Source organism: Microbacterium mangrovi (genome assembly GCF_000802305.1).
GTDB lineage: Bacteria > Actinomycetota > Actinomycetes > Actinomycetales > Microbacteriaceae > Microbacterium > Microbacterium mangrovi.
In genome coordinates, this window is the sequence record NZ_JTDK01000001.1 from 352,215 (window position 1) to 373,866 (window position 21,652).

Below are 21,652 nucleotides of genomic sequence, written 5' to 3' on the forward strand. Positions count from 1 at the left end.
TCCGACTACGCGGAAAGAAAGGCTTCCCCTATGAGCTCGGACATCATCCACCTCACCGGCGGCATCGACGTCGGCAACGGTTACGTCAAGGGCATGATCCTCAACACGGACACCGACGTGCGCGACCGGATCGACCTGCCCAGCGCCATCGTCGCCACGCCTCGCCAGTCGCCGAAGGTCCCGGTCGAGGACGATGAGGCGCTGCAGGTGATGGAGGATGCCGAGCAGGACTTCTACAACCGCCTCGACGCATCCATCTCGTCGCCGCTGGTCGCCGACAGCGACCGTCGCATCTTCGGTCGGGCGGCGCTCAGCGTGCGCGGCTCGGCGTTCAGCGAATTCGAGGTGCACGACGGCCACGCCAGCAAGGCCGACCAGCAGCTCAGCAAGATCCTGGTGCTCGGCGTGTACGCCGCCAAGGCGCTGCGAGACTACGTGCGCGAGAACGGCGAGCTGCCCGACCACGAGCTGCGCGTCGAGGTGCGCACCGGCCTGGCCCTGCCGATCAGCGAGTTCGTCGCGCGCCGCTACGGCTACGCCGGCGAGTTCATCGGCTCGAAGGGCTCGGCCGTGCACCTGGTCACGATCAAGAACTTCAACACCCCCGTCAGCCTGCGCCTCGAGTTCGTGGACGTCCAGGTCGTCGCCGAGGGCGCGTCCGCGCAGTTCGCCATCTCGGACAAGGGCGAACCGCTCGCCAACGCGCTGCTGGCCGACCTGCGCTCCCGCGAGGCGGACTTCCTGCCCGAGATCACCGGCGCCGACCTCGTCGCCGCGCAGCACACCATCGGCATCGACGTCGGCGAGGGCACGGTCAACTTCCCCGTGTTCACGGCGGGCCGGTTCAACGCCGAAGCAGCCTCGACGCTGGACATGGGGTACGGCACGATCCTCGAGAACGCGCTCGACCGCCAGGACGAGGCCGATCTGCGCTTCACGAGCCGCAAGCAGCTCGCCGACTTCCTGCAGACCGCTCCGACGGCGCTGCAGCGCGGTCGCCACCAGCGCGCCGAGCGCCTCGTCGAGCCCGACGTCAAGCACCTCGTCGAGCAGATCCGCCGTGCCTTCGACGAGACGCTCAGCCAGTCGGGCGAGTCGACCGAGGTCGTCTACGTCTACGGTGGCGGCTCCGGCCCGATCAAGGATGCCCTCTACCCCGAGCTCATCCGCACCGCCGGTGACGTCCCCGTCCTCTACCTCGACGCCCGCTACTCGCGCCACCTGAACCGCGAGGGCCTGTTCCTCGCCGCGCGTGCCGCCGAGGAGGAGGGCCGCGCGATCGACAGCGGCACCGAGCCCACCCGGCGCGCCTCTCGGAAGCACACGACGATCGCTTCCTGACAGCCAGCGTCGAGAAGGGCTCCGGGCACCCGCCCGGGGCCCTTCTCGTTCCCCGGCGGGTCTTGACCGGCGCCCGCGAGACAGGTCTTTGCTGCCGAGACAGGGGCGCCGCGCACCCGCGTCGTCGGCGCGAGCATGTTTCGGTGACGGGTTCTGCGTGGACTCTACTGGCAAGCGCGCAGGAAACGGCCGGCCCCCGGAAACTCGCCCTACGCTGGAGGCATGCCACTGAATGGGGAGTACCTCCCGTCCACCGCGGAGTGGGCGCGCACGCAGGCCGAGAAGTTCGAGGCGACCGAGGGAGCCGAGGCCAACGAGCTGCGCGGCCGGCCGATCATCGTCCTGACCACGGTGGGCGCCAAGACGGGGGCGCTGCGCAAGACGGCGCTCATGCGCGTCGAGCACGACGGCCGGTACGTCGTCGTCGCGTCCAAGGGCGGCGCGCCCCACGAGCCCAAGTGGGCCGGCAACATCCGCCGGCATCCGCACGTCGAACTCCAGGACGGCGCGGTCAAGCGCGACTACGACGCCCGCGAGCTCGACGTCGACGGCGACGAGTACGCCACCTGGTGGAAGCGCGCCAACGAGACCTGGCCGTCGTACGACGACTACCAGACCAAGACCGACCGGCGCATCGCGCTCTTCCTCCTCGAGCCCCGCGAGGCGTGACGGACCTCGAGCTCGCGCGGATCGCCGCGGGCGCGGTCACGCTGCACGACGCCCGGCGCAAGGTCCGCCGCACCGTCGAGCTCGAGCCGTTCGAGATCGGCGTCTATCCGGTCACGCAGGCCCAGCTCGGCGATCTGCTCGGCATCGCGGCGGAGTCCCCGCGCCGCCCCGCGGTCGAGGTCACCTGGATGCGGGCCATCCGGTTCTGCAACGCCGCCTCCGAGTGGGAGGGCCTCGACCCGGCCTACCGGGTCGACGGCGACGAGGTCGCCTGGCAGGTGGATGCCGACGGCTTCCGCCTGCCCACCGAGGCCGAGTGGGAATTCGCCTGCCGCGCCGGTTCCACGGGTGCGCAGTACGGCCCGCTCGCCGAGGTCGCGTGGACGAGCGCCGACGGCCTCACCGCACCGGCCGAGGTGGGCGGGAGGATGCCGAACCTCAACGGTCTCTTCGACACCCTCGGGAACGTGTGGGAGTGGTGCTGGGACCTGCTCGATCCCGCCCGCTACCGGGACTACCGGGTGTTCCGCGGAGGCGGGTACGCCGACGACGCGCACAGCGTGCGGGCATCCACCCGCCGCGGCGGCGGCCCGACGATGGCGTACGAGGACGTCGGATTCCGCGTGGCGCGCGGCGGCTTCGACACGGCGGACGCCGCGCAGGGCTGGTCGGCGCAGCAGGATGCCGAACGGGCCGACATCGACGGCCCGCTCCCACCGGGCTGGACGCCGTTGCGGTGATCCGGAGGGGGTGAACGGTAGGGTCGATCAGGCATGAACCGCCTCCTCGTCACCCTGCTCTCCGCCCTGGACGCCGCCATCGCGGCCGTCATCGGGCTGGCTGCCGTCGTCGTGCCGCTCGTGCTGCTGTGGCTGTTCGGGATGCCGGGGGCGTCATGGATCGGGCTGTGGCCGACGGCGGCGTCCATCTGGCAGCTCGGGCACCTCGTGCCGGTCACCCTGCATCTGCCCGCGCAGTACCTCGCGGCCACCGGCATCCCGGAGTCGGCTGCGGCCTTCACCGTGTCGCTGGCCCCGCTCGCGTTCACGGCGTTCACGGCGATCTTCGCCGCCCGCTCGGGCGGCCGGGCGGTGCGCGCGGGGGACGGTCCCGCGGGCGTCGGCGCCGGGGCCGTCGTGTTCGCGATCGTCGCCGCCCTCGTGCTGGCGACCTCCCGCACCGACGTCGCGGTGGTGAACGGCTGGCTCGCCGTGTTCGTCCCCGCCCTGGTGTTCCTCGTCGGCGGCCTTCTCGGGTGGTTCGGCACCGCCTGGCGCGACGGCGACGGCGGCCGCATCGACGCGCTGCGCGACCGGATCGACGCGTTGCCGGACGGCTGGGGGATCGTGCCGGATGCCGCGCTGCGCGGGGCCGTGGCCGCCCTCACCGGCCTGATCTCGCTGGGCGCCGCGGCGGTCGCCGTGGACGTCCTATTCAATGGCAGCCGGATCATCGCCCTGTACGAGGCGGGCAACATGAGCGTCATCGGCGTGGTCATCACGTCGCTCGGCCAGCTGGCCTACCTCCCGACGATGATCGTCTGGGCGGTGTCGTACATCTCCGGCCCCGGTTTCGTCTTCGGCACGGCGGGTGCCGTCTCGCCCGCCGGCACCCACCTCGGCGTGGTGCCCGGCATCCCCGTTCTCGGCGCCCTGCCCGCGCACAGCTCCCCGTGGATGCTGATCGTCGTGCTGCTGCCGATCGCGATCGGCGCGGGTGCGGGCTACCTGGTGCGCGTTCGCCTCCTCGAGGACGGTGACGGCGAGGACGCCCCGTTCGGTCCGCGCGCGATCGCCGCGATCGGCATCGCGCTGCTGTCCGCTGCAGGCATGGCCGTGCTCGCGGCCGTGTCGTCGGGCTCCATCGGCCCGGGCGGCCTCGCCCACGTCGGCCCGATCTGGTGGGCGGCCGCCCTGGCTGTGGGCGTCGAGGTGCTCCTCGGCGCGGCCATCCTGCTGCTCGGCTCCCGCTCCCGGCGGGAGACCGGGATGACGCCGGTCTGAGCGCTCTCCACTAAGCTGGGCGCGTGCTCACGGTCGCGGTCCTCATCTCCGGTACCGGGTCGAACCTTCGGGCACTGCTCGAAGCGGCCGACGCCCCGGACTTCCCCGCTCGCATCATCGCCGTCGGCGCCGACCGGCAGGCCGACGGCCTCGAGCACGCCGAGAACTTCGGCATCCCGAGCTTCACCGTGCCCTGGGAGCGATTCCCCTCGCGCGAGGAGTGGGGCGCCGAGCTCGGCGCTCAGCTGCGCGTCTGGAATCCGGACCTCGTCGTCCTCAGCGGGCTCATGCGGCTGCTGCCGGCCTCCCTCGTCGACGAGTGGGCGCCCCGCATCATCAACACGCATCCGGCGTACCTTCCCGAGTTCCCCGGCGCGCACGGCGTGCGGGACGCGCTCGCGGCCGGGGTCGCGCGCACCGGAGCATCCGTCATCGTGGTCGACAACGGGGTCGATTCCGGGCCGATCCTCGCCCAGGAGCGCGTGCCCGTGCTGCCCGACGACGACGAGCACACGCTGCACGAGCGCATCAAGCCCGTGGAGCGGCGTCTGCTCATCGACGTCGTGCGCCGCATCGCGACCGGCGAGCTCGATCTCGCTGCAGCATCCCAACCCGACCCCCAGGAGTGATCATGGCCGGCCCCACCCACGACCCTTCCCTGTACCGTGAGCGCGACCTCGTGCCGGTGCGCCGCGCGCTGATCTCGGTCAGCGACAAGTCCGGGCTGCTGCCCCTGGCCCAGGCGCTCGCCGCCGCCGGAGCCGAGATCGTGTCGACCGGCTCCACCGCCGCGACGATCCGGGATGCCGGACTCGCCGTCACGGACGTGTCGGAGGTCACCGGCTTCCCGGAGTCGCTCGACGGACGCGTCAAGACCCTGCATCCCGCCGTGCACGCGGGCCTGCTCGCCGACCTGCGTCTCGCGTCGCACGAGCAGCAGCTGGCCGACCTCGGCATCGCGCCGTTCGAGCTCGTCGTGGTGAACCTGTACCCCTTCGTCGAGACCGTCGCATCGGGTGCCGAGGGCGACGCCGTCGTCGAGCAGATCGACATCGGCGGCCCGGCGATGGTGCGCGCGTCCGCGAAGAACTTCGCGAACGTCGCGATCGTCGTCTCCCCGGAGTCGTACGGGTCGATCGTCGAGGCCCTGGGCGCCGGCGGCACCACGCTGTCGCAGCGTCGCGAGCTCGCCGCCCGCGCGTTCGCGCACACCGCCGACTACGACCGGGCCGTGTCGACCTGGTTCTCGGACGGCATGCTCGCCGAGGGCGAGGACCTGCCGCAGCACCTCACCATCAAGGCGGAGCGCCTGGCGACCCTGCGCTACGGCGAGAACTCGCACCAGCGCGCGGCGATCTACACCCGTACCGACGGGCACGGCATCGCCCAGGCCACGCAGCTGCAGGGCAAGGAGATGTCGTACAACAACTACGTCGACGCGGATGCCGCCCTGCGCGCCGCGTTCGACATGGTGCAGCCGGCGGTCGCGATCATCAAGCACGCCAACCCGTGCGGCATCGCCACCGCCGCCCCGAAGGCGCCGGACCCCATCGCGTCCGCGCACCTGCGTGCGCACGAGTGCGACCCGGTGTCGGCGTTCGGCGGCGTCATCGCCGCCAACCGCACCGTGACGCTGAAGATGGCCGAGAACCTGCGTGACATCTTCACCGAGGTGATCATCGCTCCCGACTTCGAGCCGGACGCGCTGGAGCTGTTCCGTCTCAAGAAGAACCTGCGCGTGCTGCAGCTGCCCGACGACTGGAAGCAGGAGCGCATGGACGTGCGCCTCGTCTCCGGCGGCCTGCTGCTGCAGGACTCGGACCGCTTCCCCGACGACGTCCTCTCGGTCGCCGACAACTGGGAGCTGGTGTCGGGCGAGCGTCCGGACCCCGCCGAGATGGAGCACTTCGTCTTCGCGTGGAAGGCGTGCCGCGCGGTGAAGTCCAACGCCATCGTGCTGGCGAAGGGATCCGCGACGGTCGGCATCGGCATGGGTCAGGTCAACCGCGTCGACTCGTGCCGCCTGGCCGTCGAGCGCGCCGGCAACCGCGCCGCCGGGTCGATCGCGGCGTCCGACGCGTTCTTCCCGTTCTCGGACGGCCCGCAGGTGCTGATGGATGCCGGTGTCTCGGCGATCATCCAGCCCGGCGGGTCAGTGCGCGACCAGGAGACCATCGATCTGGCGCGCGAGCGCGGCATCCCGATGTTCTTCACGCACGAGCGGCACTTCTTCCACTGACCTGCGCCGCGTTTCGTCTCGCTGGCGCTCGCTCAACGACCGGGAGCGGTCGGGCGCCCGTCGGCCTCGAGGAGGCGCAGCCACACCTCGCTGACCGTCGGGTAGGCCGGCACGGCGTGCCACAGGCGCGCGATCGGCACCTCGCCGACGATCGCGATGGTGGCGGCGTGCAGCAGCTCGGCGACGTCGGGTCCGGCGAACGTGGCCCCGACGACCACGTTGCGAGCGTCGTCGATCACCAGCCGCGCCTGGCCGCGGTAGTGGTCGGCGGCCTCGTAGGCGCCGGACACCGCGGACATGTCGTAGTCGCGCACCCGCACGGCGATGCCGGCGCGTTCGGCGGCGGCAGCGGTGAGTCCGACGGATGCCACCGCCGGATCGCTGAACACGACCTGCGGCACCGCGGAGTGGTCGGCGGTGGCGACGTGCGCGCCCCAGGGGGCGTCGTCGACCCGGCGGTCCGCGGCCCGCGCCGCGATGACGTCGCCCGCCGCCCGGCCCTGGTACTTGCCCTGGTGGGTCATGAGAGCCCGGTGGTTCACGTCGCCGGTGGCGTACAGCCAGTCGGTGCCGGTCACGCGCAGCGTGTCGTCGACATCCAGCCAGCTCCCCGGCTTCAGCCCGACCGACTCCAAGCCGATGTCGGTCGTGCGCGGCACGCGCCCGGTCGCGACGAGCACTTCCGCGGCGGCGACCTCGCGGCCGTCGGCGAGCACGAGGGATGCCGTGCCCTCCGGCGTGCGCGAGGCTTCGGCCACGGAGGCGCCCTCGAGGATCGTCACCCCGCGCTCGGCGAGGGCATCATGGACGAGTTGCGCGGCGAACGGCTCCTGGTTCGCGAGCAGGCGGCTGCGCACGATCATCGTCACCCGGGAGCCGAGGTCGGTGAACGCCGACGCCATCTCGCAGGCGACGACCCCTCCGCCGATGATCGCGAGTGACTCGGGGACGTCCTTGACGCTCGTCGCGTCGCGGCTGGTCCAGGGACGGATGCCGGCGAGTCCCGGAGTGTCCGGGACGAGCCCCGCCGATCCCGTGCTCACCACGACCGCGTGGCGGGCGGTGAGTTCGGTGATCTCGCCGTCGGTGCCCGTCACCGCGACACGCTTGGGTCCGGTGAGTCGGCCGTGCCCGCGCACCAGGTCGATGTGCGTCTCCTCGAGCCACTTCACCTGGCCCTCGTCGTTCCAGTCGCTCACCATGTAGTCGCGCCGGCGCAGAATGCCGGCGACGTCCAGCTCGCCCGTCACGGCCTGCTTCGCGCCGTCGACGTCGGCAGCGGCCCGCAGCGCTGCCCCGGGGCGCAGCAGCGCCTTCGACGGGACGCACGCCCAGTAGGAGCACTCGCCCCCCACCAGTTCGCTCTCCACGACCACGGTGGAGAGGCCGCCCTGCGCGGTGCGATCGGCGACGTTCTCGCCCACCGGTCCCGCGCCGATCACGATCACGTCGTACTCGGTCATGGGTCCCACGCTACGGGGTAGGTGACAATGGGAGGGTGATCACGTTGGATGCCGCACAGACCTCGACGGGATGGATCGCGACATCCAGACGCTCATGAACCGGGAGTTCGGTACCGGGCACGCCTGACGATCGGGCCAGCCCCGTGGCGTCACCGCGATGTCCGATTTCCGCCAGTCGGAGCATCCGTCCGGTGTCAGACTGGTCGCATGCCCACCACGTTCGACGACCGCTACCGGGCCATCGCGGCGCGGGACTCCCGCTTCGACGGGCAGTTCGTCACGGCTGTCCGGTCCACCGGGATCTACTGCCGGCCCAGCTGCCCCGCCCGCACTCCGAAGCCCGCGAACGTCACCTTCTACGAGACATCCGCAGCCGCGCACGAGGCCGGGTACCGCGCGTGCAAGCGGTGCCTTCCCGAGGCGACGCCGGGGTCCCCGGAATGGAACCTGCGCGGCGACACCACGGGCCGTGCCATGCGGCTCATCGCCGACGGGGTCGTCGAACGCGAGGGCGTCGGCGGCCTGGCATCCCGGCTCGGGTACTCCTCTCGCCAGGTGACGCGGCTGCTGACGGCCGAGCTCGGCGCCGGACCGTTGGCGCTGGCCCGGGCGCAGCGCGCGCAGACCGCGCGGATGCTGCTCGTCGGCACCGACCTGCCCGTCGCGGACGTGGCCTTCAGCGCCGGATTCGCCAGCATCCGCCAGTTCAACGACACCGTGCGGGAGGTCTTCGGCCTCACCCCGACCGAGCTTCGTGCACGACGCCGCGGACACGAGGCCGGCCTGGCGGCGCCCGGGGCCATCGAGCTCCTGCTGCCTCTGCGCGGCCCCTTCGACAGCGCAGGCCTGTTCGCGTGGATGGCCGCGCGATCGGTCGCCGGGGCGGAGGTCGCAGCATCCGACGCGTACGCACGCACGGTGCTGCTTCCCGGCGGGCCGGCCTGGTTCCGGGTGACGCGGCACGACCCCGCCGACCGGATGCGCCTCGAGGCCCGGGTGAACCGGCTCAGTGACCTGCCCGCGCTCGTCGCGCGGGTGCGGCGGCTGTTCGACCTCGATGCCGACCCGCTCGCGATCGATGAGGCGCTCGGCGCCGTTCCCGAGCTCGGCGCGGCGGTCGCGGCGACGCCCGGCATCCGCGTCCCCGGCTGCATCGACCCGCACGAGATGCTGATCCGCGCCATGATCGGCCAGCAGATCAGCGTCGCCGCCGCCCGCACGGCGCTGTCCCGACTCACCGAGGAGCTGGGGGAGCGGGTCGAACCGCACGAGGGCACCGACCGCCTGCTGCCGACCATGACCGCGATCGCCGAGCACGGAGCCGAAGTGCTGCGCGGTCCCGCAGCACGCATCCGCGCGATCACCGGCGCCGCCCGGGCGCTCGCGGACGGGTCGCTCGAACTCGGCACCGGCGACGACGCGGCGACGCAGCGCGCGGCGCTGCTCGCGATGCCCGGCATCGGCCCCTGGACCGCGGACTACGTGCGGATGCGCGTCACCGGCGACCCGGACGTACTGCTTCCCGGCGACGTGGCCGCCCGGGCCGGGGCGGCGAATCTCGGCATCCCGTCGGACGCGGCCGGCCTCGTCGCCTGGTCCGCCCGCACCGCGCCCTGGCGCAGCTACCTGACCGCGCACCTCTGGCGCGCGGTCCCGATCAAGATCCCCACGACACTCTCCACGATCCGAGGAGTCCTCGCATGAGCGCCACCATCCAGACCATCGACACCCCCGACGGACTGTTCACGATCCTCGCCGACGACGCGGGCGCCGTGCTCGCCTCCGGCTGGACCGCCGACCGCGACCGGATCCTCGGGCGCCTGCGGGCCGCTCCGGCGGACGTCGCCGTCGGCGAGACGGATGCCGCAGCGGCGGTGCGCGCGTACTACGCCGGCGACCTCGAGGCGATCGCCGCCGTCCCGGTGCGTCAGTCCGGCACCGCGATGCAGACCGCCGGGTGGGCGGCGCTGCGCCGCATCGACCCGGGGCATCCGTTGACCTACACGGAGTTCGCCGCCGCCCTCGGCTCTCCCGGGGCGGTGCGGGCGGCGGCATCCATCTGCGCACGCAATGCGCCGGCGCTGTTCGTGCCGTGCCACCGCGTGCTGCGCTCGGACGGCACCCTGGGCGGGTTCGCGTGGGGACTCGGGGTGAAGAACAGCCTGCTGCAGCGAGAGGCGACCGCCTGACTTCGAGCATTCGGGAATAGCCAGGCTTGCACCCAGCGTTCACCCAGGTATAGGCTGGAGGGCTGTCGCGTTCCATCGCTGGAACCGGCATCCGTGTCCCGCGAACCAAGGAGGAAGCCATGATTCTGACCGCCGCAGCTCAGCCGGTCTCAGCACTCCCGATCGTTCGCGGGCGCGCCGGGGCTTAGTTCTCCCGAGCCCCTCCGGCTGAGGCACCGCGCGCCGTCGATCGCGCCGGCCTTCTCTTGGCGTCCCCGCACGCCCGACTTCGTCGTCCTCGCGCTTGTCCACCGGCAGGCATCCGTCACCCACCCCACAAGGAACATGACTTCTTCGTCGTTGCAGAAACCACCTGATCGCCTGTCCACCCTGCGGGCGCTGATGCGCCTCTACCCGTTCGTGAAGCCGAAGCTCGGCCGCTTCATCGGCGGGTTCCTCGTCGCGCTCGCCGCGGCCCTCATGTCGCTGATCATCCCCCTCGTGCTGCAGGCGACCGTCGACGGACCGATCGCCGACGGGAACATCCCGATGATCGTGTGGGCGTCCATCGGCGTGCTCGTGCTCGGCGTCCTCGAGGCCGTGTTCGTGTACCTCCGCCGCGCGTTCGTGCTGACGCCCGGAACGGCGGTCGAGTACGAGATCCGGCAGAAGTTCTACCGCCGGCTCCAGCGGCTGCCGGTCGCCTTCCACGACCGCTGGCAGTCCGGCCAGCTGCTCAGCCGCATGATGCAGGACATCAACCTGATCCGCCGGTGGATCGTGTTCGGCCTGCTGCTGCTCATCGTCAACGTGCTGACGATCATCATCGGCTCCGCACTGCTGTTCCGGTGGCACTGGCTGCTCGGCGTGACCTTCCTGGCGGTGTCGATCCCGCTGTGGTGGTTCGGGTTCGACTTCGAGCGCAAGTACGGCGTGCTCGCCCGGCAGAGCCAGGACCAGGCCGGCGACCTCGCGACGGCCGTCGAGGAGAGCGTGCACGGCATCCGCGTGCTGAAGGCCTTCGGCCGCGGCGGACACGCCCTCGCGAAGTTCCGCCGTCAGGCGGAGAGCCTGCGCGCCACCGAGCTCGGCAAGGCGAAGGAGGTCGGCATCCTCTGGTTCTGGCTCGAGGTCATGCCGATGATCGCCTTCGCCATCTGCCTGCTCGAGGGCATCTGGCTGGTCAGCACGGGCGCGCTCACCGTCGGCGACCTGTTCGCGTTCTTCGCCATGGCGACGGCGCTGCGGTGGCCGATGGAGTCGCTCGGGTTCCTCTTCTCGTTCCTGGTGGATGCCCGGACCGCGACCGACCGCGTGTTCGACGTGCTCAACGAGGAGAACGACATCGTCGACCCGGAGCACCCGAAGACGATCGCCGCGCCCCGCGGCGAGCTGGCGTTCCGCGACGTCCGCTTCCGCTACCAGGACGCCAAGCCGCAGGAGCGCGACCTGCTCGACGGGGTCGACCTGGTGCTGCGCCCGGGCGAGACGATGGCGCTGGTCGGTCTCACCGGCAGCGGCAAGACGACCCTGACCACCCTCCCGACCCGTCTCTACGACGTGACCGGGGGAGCGGTCGAGCTCGACGGCGTCGACGTGCGCGACCTGCGCCTGGACGAGCTGCGCCGGCACATCTCGATGGCGTTCGAGGATGCCACGCTGTTCTCGGCGTCGGTGCGTGAGAACGTGCTGCTCGGCCGCGACGACCTCGAACTCGGCAGTCCCGAAGCGGAGGCCGTGCTCGAGGAGGCGCTGCAGGTGGCCCAGGCGCACTTCGCCTACGACCTGCCCGACGGACTCGACACGACAGTGGGCGAGGAAGGCCTGTCACTGTCCGGCGGACAGCGGCAGCGTCTCGCGCTGGCCCGTGCCGTGGCCGCCAAGCCCGCCGTGCTGGTGCTCGACGACCCCCTGTCGGCGCTCGACGTCGACACCGAGGCGCTCGTCGAAGCCGCGCTGCGGCGCGTGCTGGCCACCACCACGGCGCTGATCATCGCGCACCGTCCCTCGACGGTCGCGCTCGCCGACCGCGTGGCGGTGCTCCAGGACGGCCGAGTGGTCGCGGTGGGCACGCACAGCGAGCTGCTGGCATCCAGCGACCACTACCGGCACGTGATCTCGAGCCTCGAGGCCGAGCAGGCGGACCGGCATCCGGCCCTTCGACAGGCTCAGGGACCGGAATCGGATGAGACAGAACTGGAGGTGACCCGATGAGCGACATCCAGGGCACGGCGGGCGAAGACCGCCACATCTACACCAAGGCGGAGAGCCGCATCATCCGGCGCCGCTCCATGCGGCTGCTCGGCACGCTGCTGCACCCGCTCCGCCGGCTCATGGCGCTGTCGATCGTCGTGATCGTGGTCTCCACCGGCCTGCGGGTGCTGGGGCCGGCGCTGATCGCCTACGGCATCAACACGGCGCTGCCGCAGGCCGTGAACGCCGCGGATTGGATGCCGGCCTTCGGCGTCACGGCGGTGTACCTCGTCTCAGGCATCGTCGGGGCGCTCCTCATCGGCTGGTTCGTGGTGCTGTCGGCGAAGCTGACCCAGGCGATCCTGATGGATCTGCGCACCCGGATCTTCCGGCACACGCAGCTGCTCAGCCTGCAGTTCCACGAGTCGTACACGTCGGGCCGCATCATCTCGCGGCAGACGAGCGACCTCGAGTCGATCCGAGAGCTGCTCGACGGCGGGCTGAACCAGCTCGTCCAGGGCGCCCTGTACGGCGTGTTCACGCTCGTCGCGCTGTTCCTGCTCGACTGGCAGTCCGGCCTGGTGCTGCTCGCGATGGGCATCCCGCTGGCGTTCCTGATGCGCTGGTTCTACCTGCAGTCGCAGAAGGGCTACCGGGAGTCCCGCGTGGTCTCGGCACGGCTCATCGTCCAGTTCGTCGAGACGATGACCGGCATCCGCGCGGTCAAGGCGTTCCGCAAGGAGAAGCGCAACGACGTCGAGTTCGGCGACATCTCGGCCGAGTACCGGCGGGTGAACCTGTGGCTGGTGAAGCTGTACGGCATCTTCGACCCGGGCCTCATCCTGCTCGCGAACATCACCATGTCGGTGGTGCTCGTGTGGGGCGCGATCCGCGTCGTGAACGGGGGCCTCCTCATCGGTACGCTGCTGGCCGCCGTGCTGTACGTGCGCAACTTCTTCAGTCCGCTGGAGGAGGTCGCGATGTTCCTCAACTCGTACCAGTCCGCCACGGCGGCGCTCGAGAAGGTGTCCGGCGTGCTCGAGGAGCAGCCGTCGGTGCCGGAGCCGGCCGAGCCGGTGGCGCTTCCGGACGCCCGCGGTCATCTGCTCTTCGACGATGTGCAGTTCGCGTACGGCAACGGGCGGGTCATCCTGCCCGACTTCACGCTCGACATGCCCGCGGGGCAGACGATCGCGCTCGTCGGCACGACGGGTGCGGGCAAGTCGACCCTCGCCAAGCTGGTGTCGCGGTTCTACGACCCGACGCGCGGCTCGGTGCAGCTCGACGGCGTGGATCTGCGCGAGCTGTCGTCGTCGGACCTGCGCCGCGCGATCGTGATGGTCACGCAGGAGGCGTACCTGTTCTCCGGCACGGTCGCCGACAACATCGCGCTCGGCAAACCCGACGCCACCCTGGACGAGATCCAGGCGGCCGCGCGCGCGGTCGGCGCCGACGGATTCATCCGGGCGCTGCCGGACGGGTACGACACCGACGTGAACAAGCGCGGCGGCCGCGTCTCGGCGGGGCAGCGTCAGCTGATCTCGTTCGCCCGCGCGTTCCTCGCCGATCCGGCGGTGCTCATCCTCGACGAGGCGACGGCATCCCTGGACATCCCGTCCGAGCGACAGATCCAGGAGGCGCTGCAGACCCTGCTCGCCGACCGCACCGCGATCATCATCGCGCACCGTCTGTCGACGGTCGCGATCGCCGATCGCGTCCTGGTCATGGAGCACGGCCGCATCATCGAGGACGACGCCCCCGACGCCCTCATCGCGGGCACGGGCAAGTTCGCCCAGCTGCACAGCGCCTGGCGCCAGTCGCTGGTGTAACCGCGGGGTTGCTCAGCGCTCAGCTCACACCGAGCTGGGCGCTGAGCACCATGACGGCGGCGCCGCGCAGCACGATGTCGGGGCCCTGACCGGTCATCCGCACACGGATGTCGTCGTGGAAGACGGGCAGGGTGCGGGCTCGCAGGGTCGCCCGGGTCTGGTCGGCGATGGTGCCCGCGAGGAGCTCGGGAGGACCGGCGAGCACCACCTCGGAGAGATCCAGCGCACCCACGACGGGAGCCAGGGCGATGCCGAGGCGCTCGCCGGCATCCCGCAGGACGCCCTCGCGGGATGCCTCGTCGACGCCCGCCAGCCGCGCGGTCAGCGCCGGCACCGACAGCCACGCTTCGAGGCAGCCGCTCTTGCCGCACGAGCACCGCGGCCCGCCGTCGGTGCCCACCGTGACGTGCCCGATCTCACCCGCGGTGTGCCGGGCCCCGACCAGCGGCTGCCCGCCGGCGAGAAGGCCCGAGCCGACGCCGAGGCCGACCTTCACCAGCATCACGTCGTCCCGGGCGCCGCCGAACGTGTATTCGGCGAGCACGGCGGCGTTGGCGTCGTTGGCGACGGTGACCGGCAGGTGCAGCGCCTCGGTGAGGATGCCGTCGAGGTCGATGTCGGTCCAGCCGAAGTTCGGCGCGGTCAGCACCACCCCGGCGTCGTCGACCACACCGGGGGTGCCGACGCCGACGCCGAGCACGGGGGTCTCGGACAGGGCGACCAGGTCGCGGGCCAGTTCGACGACCGCGTCGATGCGGTCTCCGGCCGAGTGCGGCTGCGGCACGGCTGCCCGGGCGACGATCTCGCCGCTCAGGGTCAGCACCGCGCCGGTGAACTCTCCCGCGCCGGACAGGTCGATCCCGACGATGCGGTGCGCATCGTGCGCGAGGTCGACGACCATCGCCGGTTTGCCCGGGCGCGGAGCGGTGCGCTCGCCGGTCTCGATGACGTATCCGTCGTCCATGAGCTCGGCGACGAGGTCGGAGATGGACACCCGGGTGAGTTCGGTGGCGCGGGCGAGGTCGGCCCGGCTCATGCCTCCGCCGTGGAAGAGCGTCTGCAGCACCAGGGACCGGTTGTGTGCACGGGCCTGCTCGGGCAGCACCTTCCCGCCCCGGCGCAGAGGTCTTCCGGCCTCGAACGGCGACTGATCCATTGACCGCCCATCTGTGACCGTACTGTTGTGCGGCCTGGTAGGAGAGAGGTCCGCGGATCCAATATCATAGTAGAACGCGCACTTTGGGGGAGTGACACACGCATGACGCATGATTCGGGGAGCCATACCGACGACACCACGCCGCTCGGTGGCGATGTGACCTATGCCTGGGCGCCGGCGACTCCGCCGAAGCGCAAGCGGCATCTGGGCTGGTGGATCGGCACGCCGGTGGCCGTTCTCCTGGTCGCGGCGATCACGTCCTCTCTCGTTCTCATCGCCCCCGGCACCGCCGTCGCCGGCGTTCCGGTCGGCGGCATGACCGCCGGCGCCGCCGCGCAGGCGATCCAGCAGAAGCTGTCGCAGACCACGATCGAGGTCGCCGGGCCCAACGGCAACGTGTCGCTCACCGGCGCCGATCTGGGTGCCACGGTCGACGCCGAGACGCTCGCGAAGTCCGCCTACGACGCCCACCCGATGTGGAAGGTCGGCTCCTGGTTCGCCGAGGTGAAGGATGCCACGGTGACCCTGAACCCGGCCACGGCCGAGGCGGCTTTGCACAAGGTCGCACCGTCGCTGTTCGCCGACCCGCGCAACGCCACCGTCGCCTACAACGCGGATGCCGCGAAGTACGTCGTCACTCCCGCGGTCGCCGGCAAGGGCGTCGAGCTGGCCTCGGTGGCCGCAGCGCTCAAGCAGTCCTTCGTCACCGGCAAGACGGCCAGCCCTGTCGCCATCACGGGCGTCACGGTGCCGGCCGCCACGTCGACGGCCACGGCCAAGCAGGTCGCGGTGAAGCTGAACGCCGTGCTCGACATGGGCGGCTTCTACGTCGGCTCCGAGCGCGTGGTCCCGGTCTCACCGGCGACGATGGCGTCATGGCTGACGATCACGACCGACGTCGACGGCAAGATCTCCGTCTCGGCGGATGCCGCCAAGATCCAGAAGGCGGTGCCCACCGCCGCGCAGATCGATCAGACGGTGCGCAACGGCAGCGCGATCGCCGACAGCGAGGGCAGCATTCTTCGGGTCGAGACGCCCACGCAGGACGGCCGCACCCTCGGCGACACGTCGAAGGTGGCCGAACAGTTCGCCGCGCAGCTCGAGAAGGGCGACGGCGCGTACAAGCTGCCGGTGACCGTCGTGCCGGGCAAGACCACCAAGATCGTCCGTCAGCTCGAGGTGAACCTCACCGAGCAGCGCGTCTACCTGAAGCAGGACGGCAAGGTCGTCGATTCCTGGCTGGTCTCCTCGGGGCACGACATCACCCCGACCTTCACCGGGCACTACCGCGTCTACGTGCACCTGCCGGTGCAGACCATGCGCGGGCTGAACGTCGACGGCACCAAGTACACCACGCCGGACGTCCCGTGGATCATGTACTTCAACGGCGGCGAGGGCTTCCACGGCGTGTACTGGCACAACAACTGGGGCCACAAGATGAGTCACGGCTGCGTCGGGATGCCGATCTCCCGCGCCAAGCAGCTCTACGACTGGTCGCCCGACAACATCGAGGTCTGGGTTCACAACTGAATCCGGCCCGCCGCGTGTCGGCGCTGAGCGCTAGCCTGGACGCATGACTGAGCTTCGCCTGGAGGAACTGTCCGCCTCGACCATCGTGGCGGTCAACAAGATGTCGCTGAAGCCCGGCCAGGAGGGGTTCCTCTCCCCGGTCAGCTACGGGGTCGCGGCGACGGTCGTGAACCCGGCGACGTCGTGGCAGCGGGTGGCGCTCGACGGAGACGACGTGGTCGGCTTCGTGAGCGCCAACTTCGACGGCGACGTGCTCGAGGAGCACTTCCAGTCGGTGCTCTGGCGCATCAACGTCGACGCCGACGAGCAGGGTCGCGGCGTCGGGCGCTTCCTCATCGACGGGCTGCTCGCCGAGGCGCGCGAGCGCGGCGTCGATCACGTGAACGTGATCTACGAGGCCGGCGAAGAGGGGCCCGAGGCGTTCTTCACCGCGGTCGGCTTCACGCCCGTCGGGGAGACCGAGTACGGCGAGGTCATCGCGCAGATCCGCCTGTGACCGACGCCTGAAGCAGGTTGTTCCACGGATCGTCGAAGCTCACCGTGCGTCCGTCGTCGCGCACCTGGAAGCCGTGGTGCCGCAGACGCTCCTGCAGGGCGCCGAGGGAGTCGGCATCCGGCAGGGCCAGGTCGACGCGGCCGAGGCCGAGGGCGGGCATCCGCGGCCCGGCGCCGCGGGACTCCCACACGTTCATCGCCATGTGATGGTGGTATCCGCCCGCGCTGACGAACAGGGCGGTGTTGCCGAGCGACGCCGTCGTGTCGAAGCCGAGCGCGTCGACGTAGAACGCCTTCGCCGTGGCGACGTCGCCCACGGACAGGTGCACGTGGCCGACGGTGGCCGCGTCGTGCGCGGTCGCCCCGTCGACGATCTCCTCGGTGAGGTGCTCGGTGAGGAACGCGTTCGGGTCGAGGTACAGGGTCGCCATCTCGACCTGCCCGTGGGTCCACGACCACTCGGTGCGGGCGCGGTCCCAGTACAGTTCGACGCCGTTGCCCTCCGGGTCGGTGAAGTAGAACGCCTGGCTGACGAGGTGGTCGGCGCTGCCGGTGAAGGTGCCCGGCGCGTTCTTGGCGACGGAGTACAGCGCCGCGGCGAGGGCCGCCTGCGACTCGAACAGGATGGCCGTGTGGTAGAGCCCGGCCGACCCCGGTGCGGCGTGCCGCAGCGCGGGCTCGTGGCGCAGGACGACGATGGGGTGCCCGGCACGGCCGAGCGTGACGGTGTCGCCCGCGGCATCCAGCACCTGCAGCGTCACGACATCGCGGTAGTACCGCGTCATGAGGTCGAGGTCACCGACGAGCAGCGTGACCGCGCCCATGCGCGTGTCGGCCGCGAGGCGATCAGCGGATGCGGGGACGAGCTGGCTCACGACCAGATTCTACGCGTCGACGGGGTCCCCGCCGAGGGCGCCGACCGCGGGGATCGGGCCGCCGTCGTCCGCCCCGGTCTTGCGCGCCCGGGCGACGGCGTTGCCCAGGTGGTAGATCAGCAGGGCCGCGCCCGCGCCGAGCACGATGCCGGTGAGCTGGAAGTTTCCCCACTGCATCGTGAAGTTCGCGATCGCGATGACCAGCGCCACCGCCGCGGTGTACTGGTTGACGGGCCGTGAGAAGTCCACGCGGTTGTCCACCCAGATCTTGATGCCGATGACACCGATGAGACCGTAGAGGGCCGTCGTGGCGCCACCGAGCACGCCGTGCGGAATGGTGTTGAAGACCGCTCCGATCTTGGGTGACATCGAGAGCAGGATGGCGACGGTGCCCGCGACCCAGTAGGCGGCCGTCGAGTAGACCCTGGTGGCCGCCATGACCCCGATGTTCTCGCCGTAGGTCGTCGTGCCCGAACCGCCGAAGGCACCCGCGACCGTCGTCGAGATGCCGTCGGCGAGGAGGGCGCGGCCGGTGAGCTTGTTGACCGCCGGGTCCGTCATGGTCGCGACGCCGCGCACGTGGCCGACGTTCTCAGCGATCAGAACCAGCACCACCGGGAGGAACATCGCGATGACGCTCCACGTCCCCGGCGTGGCGAAGTCGGGGAACTGAAATGTGGGCGGGCCGATCCACGCGGCGGCGTTCACCTTCGCAAAGTCCAGCTCGCCTTGGAGCGCTGCGGCGACATACCCGACGAGCACGCCGATGAAGATCGAGATGCGCCCGAGGAACCCGCGGAAAAGCACGCTGAACAGGATAATGGCGACCAGCGTGATCGATCCGGTGAGCGGGCCGTCTTTGAAGTTGCTCCACGCAGCGGGAGCGAGGTTCAAGCCGATGAGCGCGACGATCGCGCCGGCGACGACCGGTGGCATCAGCTTGTCGACCCAGCCCGTGCCGAGCACCTGCACGATCACGCCGACGAGTGCCAGCAGGATGCCGACCGACACGATGCCCGCGAGCGCCGATCCGGTTCCGGCGATTGCTGTCGCAGCGGTGATGGGTGCGATGAACGCGAACGACGAACCCAGATAGCTGGGCAGGCGGTTCTTCGTGATCAGCAGGAACAGGATCGTGCCGAAGCCGGAGAACAGCAGCGTTGTCGAGACCGGGAACTTCGTGATGCTCGGCACCAGGAACGTCGCGCCGAACATGGCGACGACGTGCTGCGCGCCGATCGCGATGGTCAGCGGCCAGGTGAGGCGTTCGCGGGGGTGGACGGCATCGCCGGGGCCGACGTGGCGGCCGTCTCCGTGCAGGGACCAGACAGGCATGCCTGCATGCTAGCTGAAAGAAGCCTGTGAGCGCAGAAACGCGCCGCCCCGAAATGGGACGACGCGTTTCGCGGACGGCGGCGGGTCAGGCCAGAGCGTCGATGATCGCGTTCAGCGTCGCGGACGGACGCATCACGGCCGAGACCTTCGCCTCGTCGGGGTGGTAGTAGCCGCCGATCTCGACGGGCTCGCCCTGCACCGCGATCAGCTCGGCGACGATCGCCTCTTCGGCATCCGCCAGCTGCTGCGCGACCGGCGCGAACACGGCGGCGAGGTCGGCATCCTCGGTCTGGCCGGCCAGCTCCTGCGCCCAGTACAGGGCGAGGTAGAAGTGGCTGCCGCGGTTGTCGATCGTGCCGAGCGCGCGGCCCGGGGACTTGTCGTTCTCCAGGAACGTGCCGGTGGCGCGGTCGAGCGTGTCGGCGAGCACCTGCGCCTTGGCGTTGCCGGTGAAGCCGGCGTAGTGCTCGAAGGATGCCGCCAGCGCGAAGAACTCGCCCAGCGAGTCCCAGCGCAGGTAGTCCTCGGCGAGCAGCTGCTGCACGTGCTTGGGTGCTGAGCCGCCGGCGCCCGTCTCGAAGAGCCCGCCGCCGGCCAGCAGCGGAACGATCGAGAGCATCTTGGCCGACGTGCCGACCTCGAGGATCGGGAACAGGTCGGTGTTGTAGTCGCGCAGCACGTTGCCGGTGACCGAGATGGTGTCTTCGCCGCGGCGCATGCGCTCCAGCGAGTAGCGGGTGGCCTCCGCCGGAGCGAGGATCTCGATGGTGAGGCCGTCGGTGTCGTGCTCGGCGAGGTACTCGCGCACCTTGGCGATGAGCGACGCGTCGTGCGCGCGGGTCTCGTCGAGCCAGAACACGGCGGGGGAGCCGGTGGCGCGGGCGCGGCTCACGGCGAGCTTGACCCAGTCGCGCACGGCGACGTCCTTGGTCTGCGTCGCGCGCCAGATGTCACCCGGGTTCACCGCGTGCTCGAGCACGACGTCGCCCGCCGCGGTGACGACCTGCACCGTGCCGGGAGCCTGGATCTCGAACGTCTTGTCGTGGCTGCCGTACTCCTCGGCCGCCTGCGCCATGAGGCCGACGTTCGGGACGGTGCCGATGGTGGCCGGGTCGAGCGGACCGTGCTCGATGACGTCCTCGATCACGGCCTGGTAGACCCCGGCGTAGGACGAGTCGGGGATGACCGCGAGGGTGTCGTCCTCGCCGCCGTCGGCGCCCCACAGCTTGCCGCCGTTGCGGATGAGGGCCGGCATCGAGGCGTCCACGATCACGTCGGAGGGCACGTGCAGGTTCGTGATGCCCCTGTCGGAGTTGACGTACGACAGGCGCGGGCCGCGGGCGAGGTCGGCGGTGATCGCGTCGACGACGTCGGTGCGGCCGGCGGCGGTCAGGCCGTCGAGGATGGATCCCAGGCCGTTGTTGGGCGTGAGTCCCTCGGACGCGATGACGTCGCCGTACCGGTCGAACACGTCGGCGAAGTAGGTCTTCACGACGTGGCCGAAGATGATCGGGTCGCTGACCTTCATCATGGTCGCCTTGAGGTGCACCGAGTAGAGCACGTCGTCGGCCGTGGCCTGCTCCAGCGTCTGCGCCAGGAACGCGTCGAGGGCGGCGGCGTCGAGGAACGTGGCATCCACGATCTCGCCGGGGAGCACCTTGAGGTTCTGCTTGAGCGGGGAGACCGTTCCGTCGGCTCCGACGTGCTGGATCGTGAGCACGTCGTCGTCGGGCGACACGTAGGACTTCTCGTTCGAGCGGAAGTCGTCGTGGCCCATGGTGGCGACGCGGGTCTTCGAGCCGTCCGCGAACGGCTTGTTGCGGTGCGGGTGCTTGCGCGCGTAGCTCTTCACCGACAGCGGCGCCCGGCGGTCGCTGTTGCCCTCGCGAAGCACCGGGTTGACCGCGGAGCCCTTGATGCGGTCGTAGCGCGCCTTGGCGTCCTTCTCGTCGGCGGTCTGCGGGTCGTCGGGGTAGGCCGGGATGTCGTAGCCCTGGGCCCGCAGCTCGGCGATCGCGGCCTTCAGCTGCGGGATGGATGCCGAGATGTTCGGCAGCTTGATGATGTTCGCCTCGGGCAGGGTGGCGAGGCCGCCGAGTTCGGCGAGGGCATCGCCCACCTGCTGCTCGGGCGTCAGGCTCTGCGGGAACGCCGCCAGGATGCGGGCCGCCAGCGAGATGTCGCGGGTGTCCAGCTGCACGCCCGCCTGCGCGGCGATGGCCTGCACCATCGGAAGGAACGACGCGGTCGCCAGCGCCGGAGCTTCGTCGGTGTGCGTGTAGATGATGGTGGATTCAGGCACAGAGGTCTCCCGTCAGGGGTTTTTCGCGGTGTCTTCAGTCTACCGGGCGCCGGG

The 21,652-nt window shown here is 70.8% G+C and carries 17 protein-coding genes; 12 read left to right on the top strand and 5 right to left on the bottom strand.

The genetic code is table 11. From position 1 onward, the window contains the following. The first annotated feature begins 30 nt into the window (after nucleotides 1-30). The 6 genes from LK09_RS01565 (at nucleotide 31) to purH (ending at nucleotide 6,252) form a co-directional block, all read left to right on the top strand. Nucleotides 31-1,341: an acetate and sugar kinases/Hsc70/actin family protein gene (locus tag LK09_RS01565; protein ID WP_039394676.1), complete on the top strand. Its 1,311-nt coding sequence runs from the start codon at nucleotides 31-33 to the stop codon at nucleotides 1,339-1,341. Between the two features lie 222 nt (nucleotides 1,342-1,563). Then, nucleotides 1,564-2,010: a nitroreductase family deazaflavin-dependent oxidoreductase gene (locus LK09_RS01570; RefSeq protein WP_039394679.1), complete on the top strand. Its 447-nt coding sequence runs from the start codon at nucleotides 1,564-1,566 to the stop codon at nucleotides 2,008-2,010. Beyond that, complete coding sequence (locus tag LK09_RS01575) at nucleotides 2,007-2,750, top strand: formylglycine-generating enzyme family protein (RefSeq protein ID WP_039394682.1); 744 nt, start codon at nucleotides 2,007-2,009, stop codon at nucleotides 2,748-2,750. The genes LK09_RS01570 and LK09_RS01575 overlap by 4 nt, the downstream gene beginning before the upstream one ends. A gap of 33 nt (nucleotides 2,751-2,783) precedes the next feature. Continuing rightward, nucleotides 2,784-4,013 carry a cell division protein PerM gene (locus LK09_RS01580; protein ID WP_052226280.1) on the top strand — a complete coding sequence of 410 codons (1,230 nt, stop codon included), beginning with the start codon at nucleotides 2,784-2,786 and terminating at the stop codon, nucleotides 4,011-4,013. A gap of 23 nt (nucleotides 4,014-4,036) precedes the next feature. After that, on the top strand, nucleotides 4,037-4,642 hold the full coding sequence (gene purN, locus LK09_RS01585; RefSeq protein ID WP_039394684.1) for a phosphoribosylglycinamide formyltransferase: 606 nt from the start codon (nucleotides 4,037-4,039) through the stop codon (nucleotides 4,640-4,642). Between the two features lie 2 nt (nucleotides 4,643-4,644). Continuing rightward, nucleotides 4,645-6,252 carry a bifunctional phosphoribosylaminoimidazolecarboxamide formyltransferase/IMP cyclohydrolase gene (gene purH, locus LK09_RS01590; protein WP_039394687.1) on the top strand — a complete coding sequence of 536 codons (1,608 nt, stop codon included), beginning with the start codon at nucleotides 4,645-4,647 and terminating at the stop codon, nucleotides 6,250-6,252. Nucleotides 6,253-6,284: 32 nt separating this feature from the next. Here purH and LK09_RS01595 read toward each other — a convergent pair whose 3' ends face one another. Further along, nucleotides 6,285-7,715: a dihydrolipoyl dehydrogenase family protein gene (locus tag LK09_RS01595; protein ID WP_039394690.1), complete on the bottom strand. Its 1,431-nt coding sequence runs from the start codon at nucleotides 7,713-7,715 to the stop codon at nucleotides 6,285-6,287. Nucleotides 7,716-7,922: 207 nt separating this feature from the next. Here LK09_RS01595 and LK09_RS01600 point away from each other — a divergent pair, with 207 nt between their 5' ends. The 4 genes from LK09_RS01600 to LK09_RS01615 all read left to right on the top strand — a co-directional run bounded on the left by LK09_RS01600 (nucleotide 7,923) and on the right by LK09_RS01615 (nucleotide 13,905). Further along, a complete protein-coding gene (locus LK09_RS01600) occupies nucleotides 7,923-9,419 on the top strand; it encodes an AlkA N-terminal domain-containing protein (protein WP_039394693.1) in 1,497 nt (498 codons plus the stop codon). Continuing rightward, nucleotides 9,416-9,904, top strand: a complete 489-nt coding sequence (locus tag LK09_RS01605) for a methylated-DNA--[protein]-cysteine S-methyltransferase (RefSeq protein WP_039394696.1) — start codon at nucleotides 9,416-9,418, stop codon at nucleotides 9,902-9,904. The genes LK09_RS01600 and LK09_RS01605 overlap by 4 nt, the downstream gene beginning before the upstream one ends. Nucleotides 9,905-10,228: 324 nt before the next feature. Then, entirely contained in the window at nucleotides 10,229-12,097 is a 1,869-nt protein-coding gene (locus LK09_RS01610; protein ID WP_039394699.1) for an ABC transporter ATP-binding protein, read from the top strand. Beyond that, complete coding sequence (locus tag LK09_RS01615) at nucleotides 12,094-13,905, top strand: ABC transporter ATP-binding protein (RefSeq protein ID WP_039394702.1); 1,812 nt, start codon at nucleotides 12,094-12,096, stop codon at nucleotides 13,903-13,905. The genes LK09_RS01610 and LK09_RS01615 overlap by 4 nt, the downstream gene beginning before the upstream one ends. Before the next feature lie 19 nt (nucleotides 13,906-13,924). Here the strand turns inward: LK09_RS01615 and LK09_RS01620 are convergent, their stop codons facing one another. Further along, nucleotides 13,925-15,061, bottom strand: a complete 1,137-nt coding sequence (locus tag LK09_RS01620) for an ROK family transcriptional regulator (protein ID WP_039394705.1) — start codon at nucleotides 15,059-15,061, stop codon at nucleotides 13,925-13,927. Between the two features lie 102 nt (nucleotides 15,062-15,163). On the opposite strand from LK09_RS01620, the gene LK09_RS01625 reads away from it, so the two are divergent. Together LK09_RS01625 and LK09_RS01630 are read left to right on the top strand one after the other, a co-directional pair. Beyond that, nucleotides 15,164-16,591 (top strand): L,D-transpeptidase family protein, encoded by a 1,428-nt coding sequence (locus LK09_RS01625; RefSeq protein ID WP_052226281.1) that lies wholly within the window; start codon nucleotides 15,164-15,166, stop codon nucleotides 16,589-16,591. Nucleotides 16,592-16,634: 43 nt separating this feature from the next. After that, nucleotides 16,635-17,087 (top strand): GNAT family N-acetyltransferase, encoded by a 453-nt coding sequence (locus LK09_RS01630; protein WP_039394708.1) that lies wholly within the window; start codon nucleotides 16,635-16,637, stop codon nucleotides 17,085-17,087. Here the strand turns inward: LK09_RS01630 and LK09_RS01635 are convergent. The 3 genes from LK09_RS01635 to LK09_RS01645 form a co-directional block, all read right to left on the bottom strand. Beyond that, the gene (locus LK09_RS01635; protein WP_052226295.1) at nucleotides 17,065-17,910 is read right to left on the bottom strand and encodes a VOC family protein; all 846 of its coding nucleotides are present in this window, start codon (nucleotides 17,908-17,910) and stop codon (nucleotides 17,065-17,067) included. The two genes, LK09_RS01630 and LK09_RS01635, sit on opposite strands and share 23 nt — an antisense overlap. Nucleotides 17,911-17,970: 60 nt before the next feature. Continuing rightward, nucleotides 17,971-19,296 carry a uracil-xanthine permease family protein gene (locus LK09_RS01640; RefSeq protein WP_039394714.1) on the bottom strand — a complete coding sequence of 442 codons (1,326 nt, stop codon included), beginning with the start codon at nucleotides 19,294-19,296 and terminating at the stop codon, nucleotides 17,971-17,973. Nucleotides 19,297-19,381: 85 nt separating this feature from the next. Then, nucleotides 19,382-21,598, bottom strand: coding sequence for an NADP-dependent isocitrate dehydrogenase (locus tag LK09_RS01645; protein ID WP_039394717.1), 2,217 nt, complete (start codon nucleotides 21,596-21,598; stop codon nucleotides 19,382-19,384). Between the last annotated feature and the right edge of the window lie 54 nt (nucleotides 21,599-21,652).

What these genes read in the sequence shown, in the direction of transcription:
- LK09_RS01615 (WP_039394702.1), top strand. Translation starts at nt 12,094, where the DNA reads ATGAGCGACATCCAGGGCACGGCGGGCGAAGACCGCCACATCTACACC.
- LK09_RS01565 (WP_039394676.1), top strand. Translation starts at nt 31, where the DNA reads ATGAGCTCGGACATCATCCACCTCACCGGCGGCATCGACGTCGGCAAC.
- LK09_RS01570 (WP_039394679.1), top strand. Translation starts at nt 1,564, where the DNA reads ATGCCACTGAATGGGGAGTACCTCCCGTCCACCGCGGAGTGGGCGCGC.
- LK09_RS01620 (WP_039394705.1), bottom strand. Translation starts at nt 15,061, where the DNA reads ATGGATCAGTCGCCGTTCGAGGCCGGAAGACCTCTGCGCCGGGGCGGG.
- LK09_RS01600 (WP_039394693.1), top strand. Translation starts at nt 7,923, where the DNA reads ATGCCCACCACGTTCGACGACCGCTACCGGGCCATCGCGGCGCGGGAC.
- LK09_RS01625 (WP_052226281.1), top strand. Translation starts at nt 15,164, where the DNA reads ATGACGCATGATTCGGGGAGCCATACCGACGACACCACGCCGCTCGGT.
- purH (WP_039394687.1), top strand. Translation starts at nt 4,645, where the DNA reads ATGGCCGGCCCCACCCACGACCCTTCCCTGTACCGTGAGCGCGACCTC.
- LK09_RS01605 (WP_039394696.1), top strand. Translation starts at nt 9,416, where the DNA reads ATGAGCGCCACCATCCAGACCATCGACACCCCCGACGGACTGTTCACG.
- LK09_RS01595 (WP_039394690.1), bottom strand. Translation starts at nt 7,715, where the DNA reads ATGACCGAGTACGACGTGATCGTGATCGGCGCGGGACCGGTGGGCGAG.
- LK09_RS01610 (WP_039394699.1), top strand. Translation starts at nt 10,229, where the DNA reads ATGACTTCTTCGTCGTTGCAGAAACCACCTGATCGCCTGTCCACCCTG.
- LK09_RS01640 (WP_039394714.1), bottom strand. Translation starts at nt 19,296, where the DNA reads ATGCCTGTCTGGTCCCTGCACGGAGACGGCCGCCACGTCGGCCCCGGC.
- LK09_RS01630 (WP_039394708.1), top strand. Translation starts at nt 16,635, where the DNA reads ATGACTGAGCTTCGCCTGGAGGAACTGTCCGCCTCGACCATCGTGGCG.
- LK09_RS01580 (WP_052226280.1), top strand. Translation starts at nt 2,784, where the DNA reads ATGAACCGCCTCCTCGTCACCCTGCTCTCCGCCCTGGACGCCGCCATC.
- LK09_RS01635 (WP_052226295.1), bottom strand. Translation starts at nt 17,910, where the DNA reads ATGGGCGCGGTCACGCTGCTCGTCGGTGACCTCGACCTCATGACGCGG.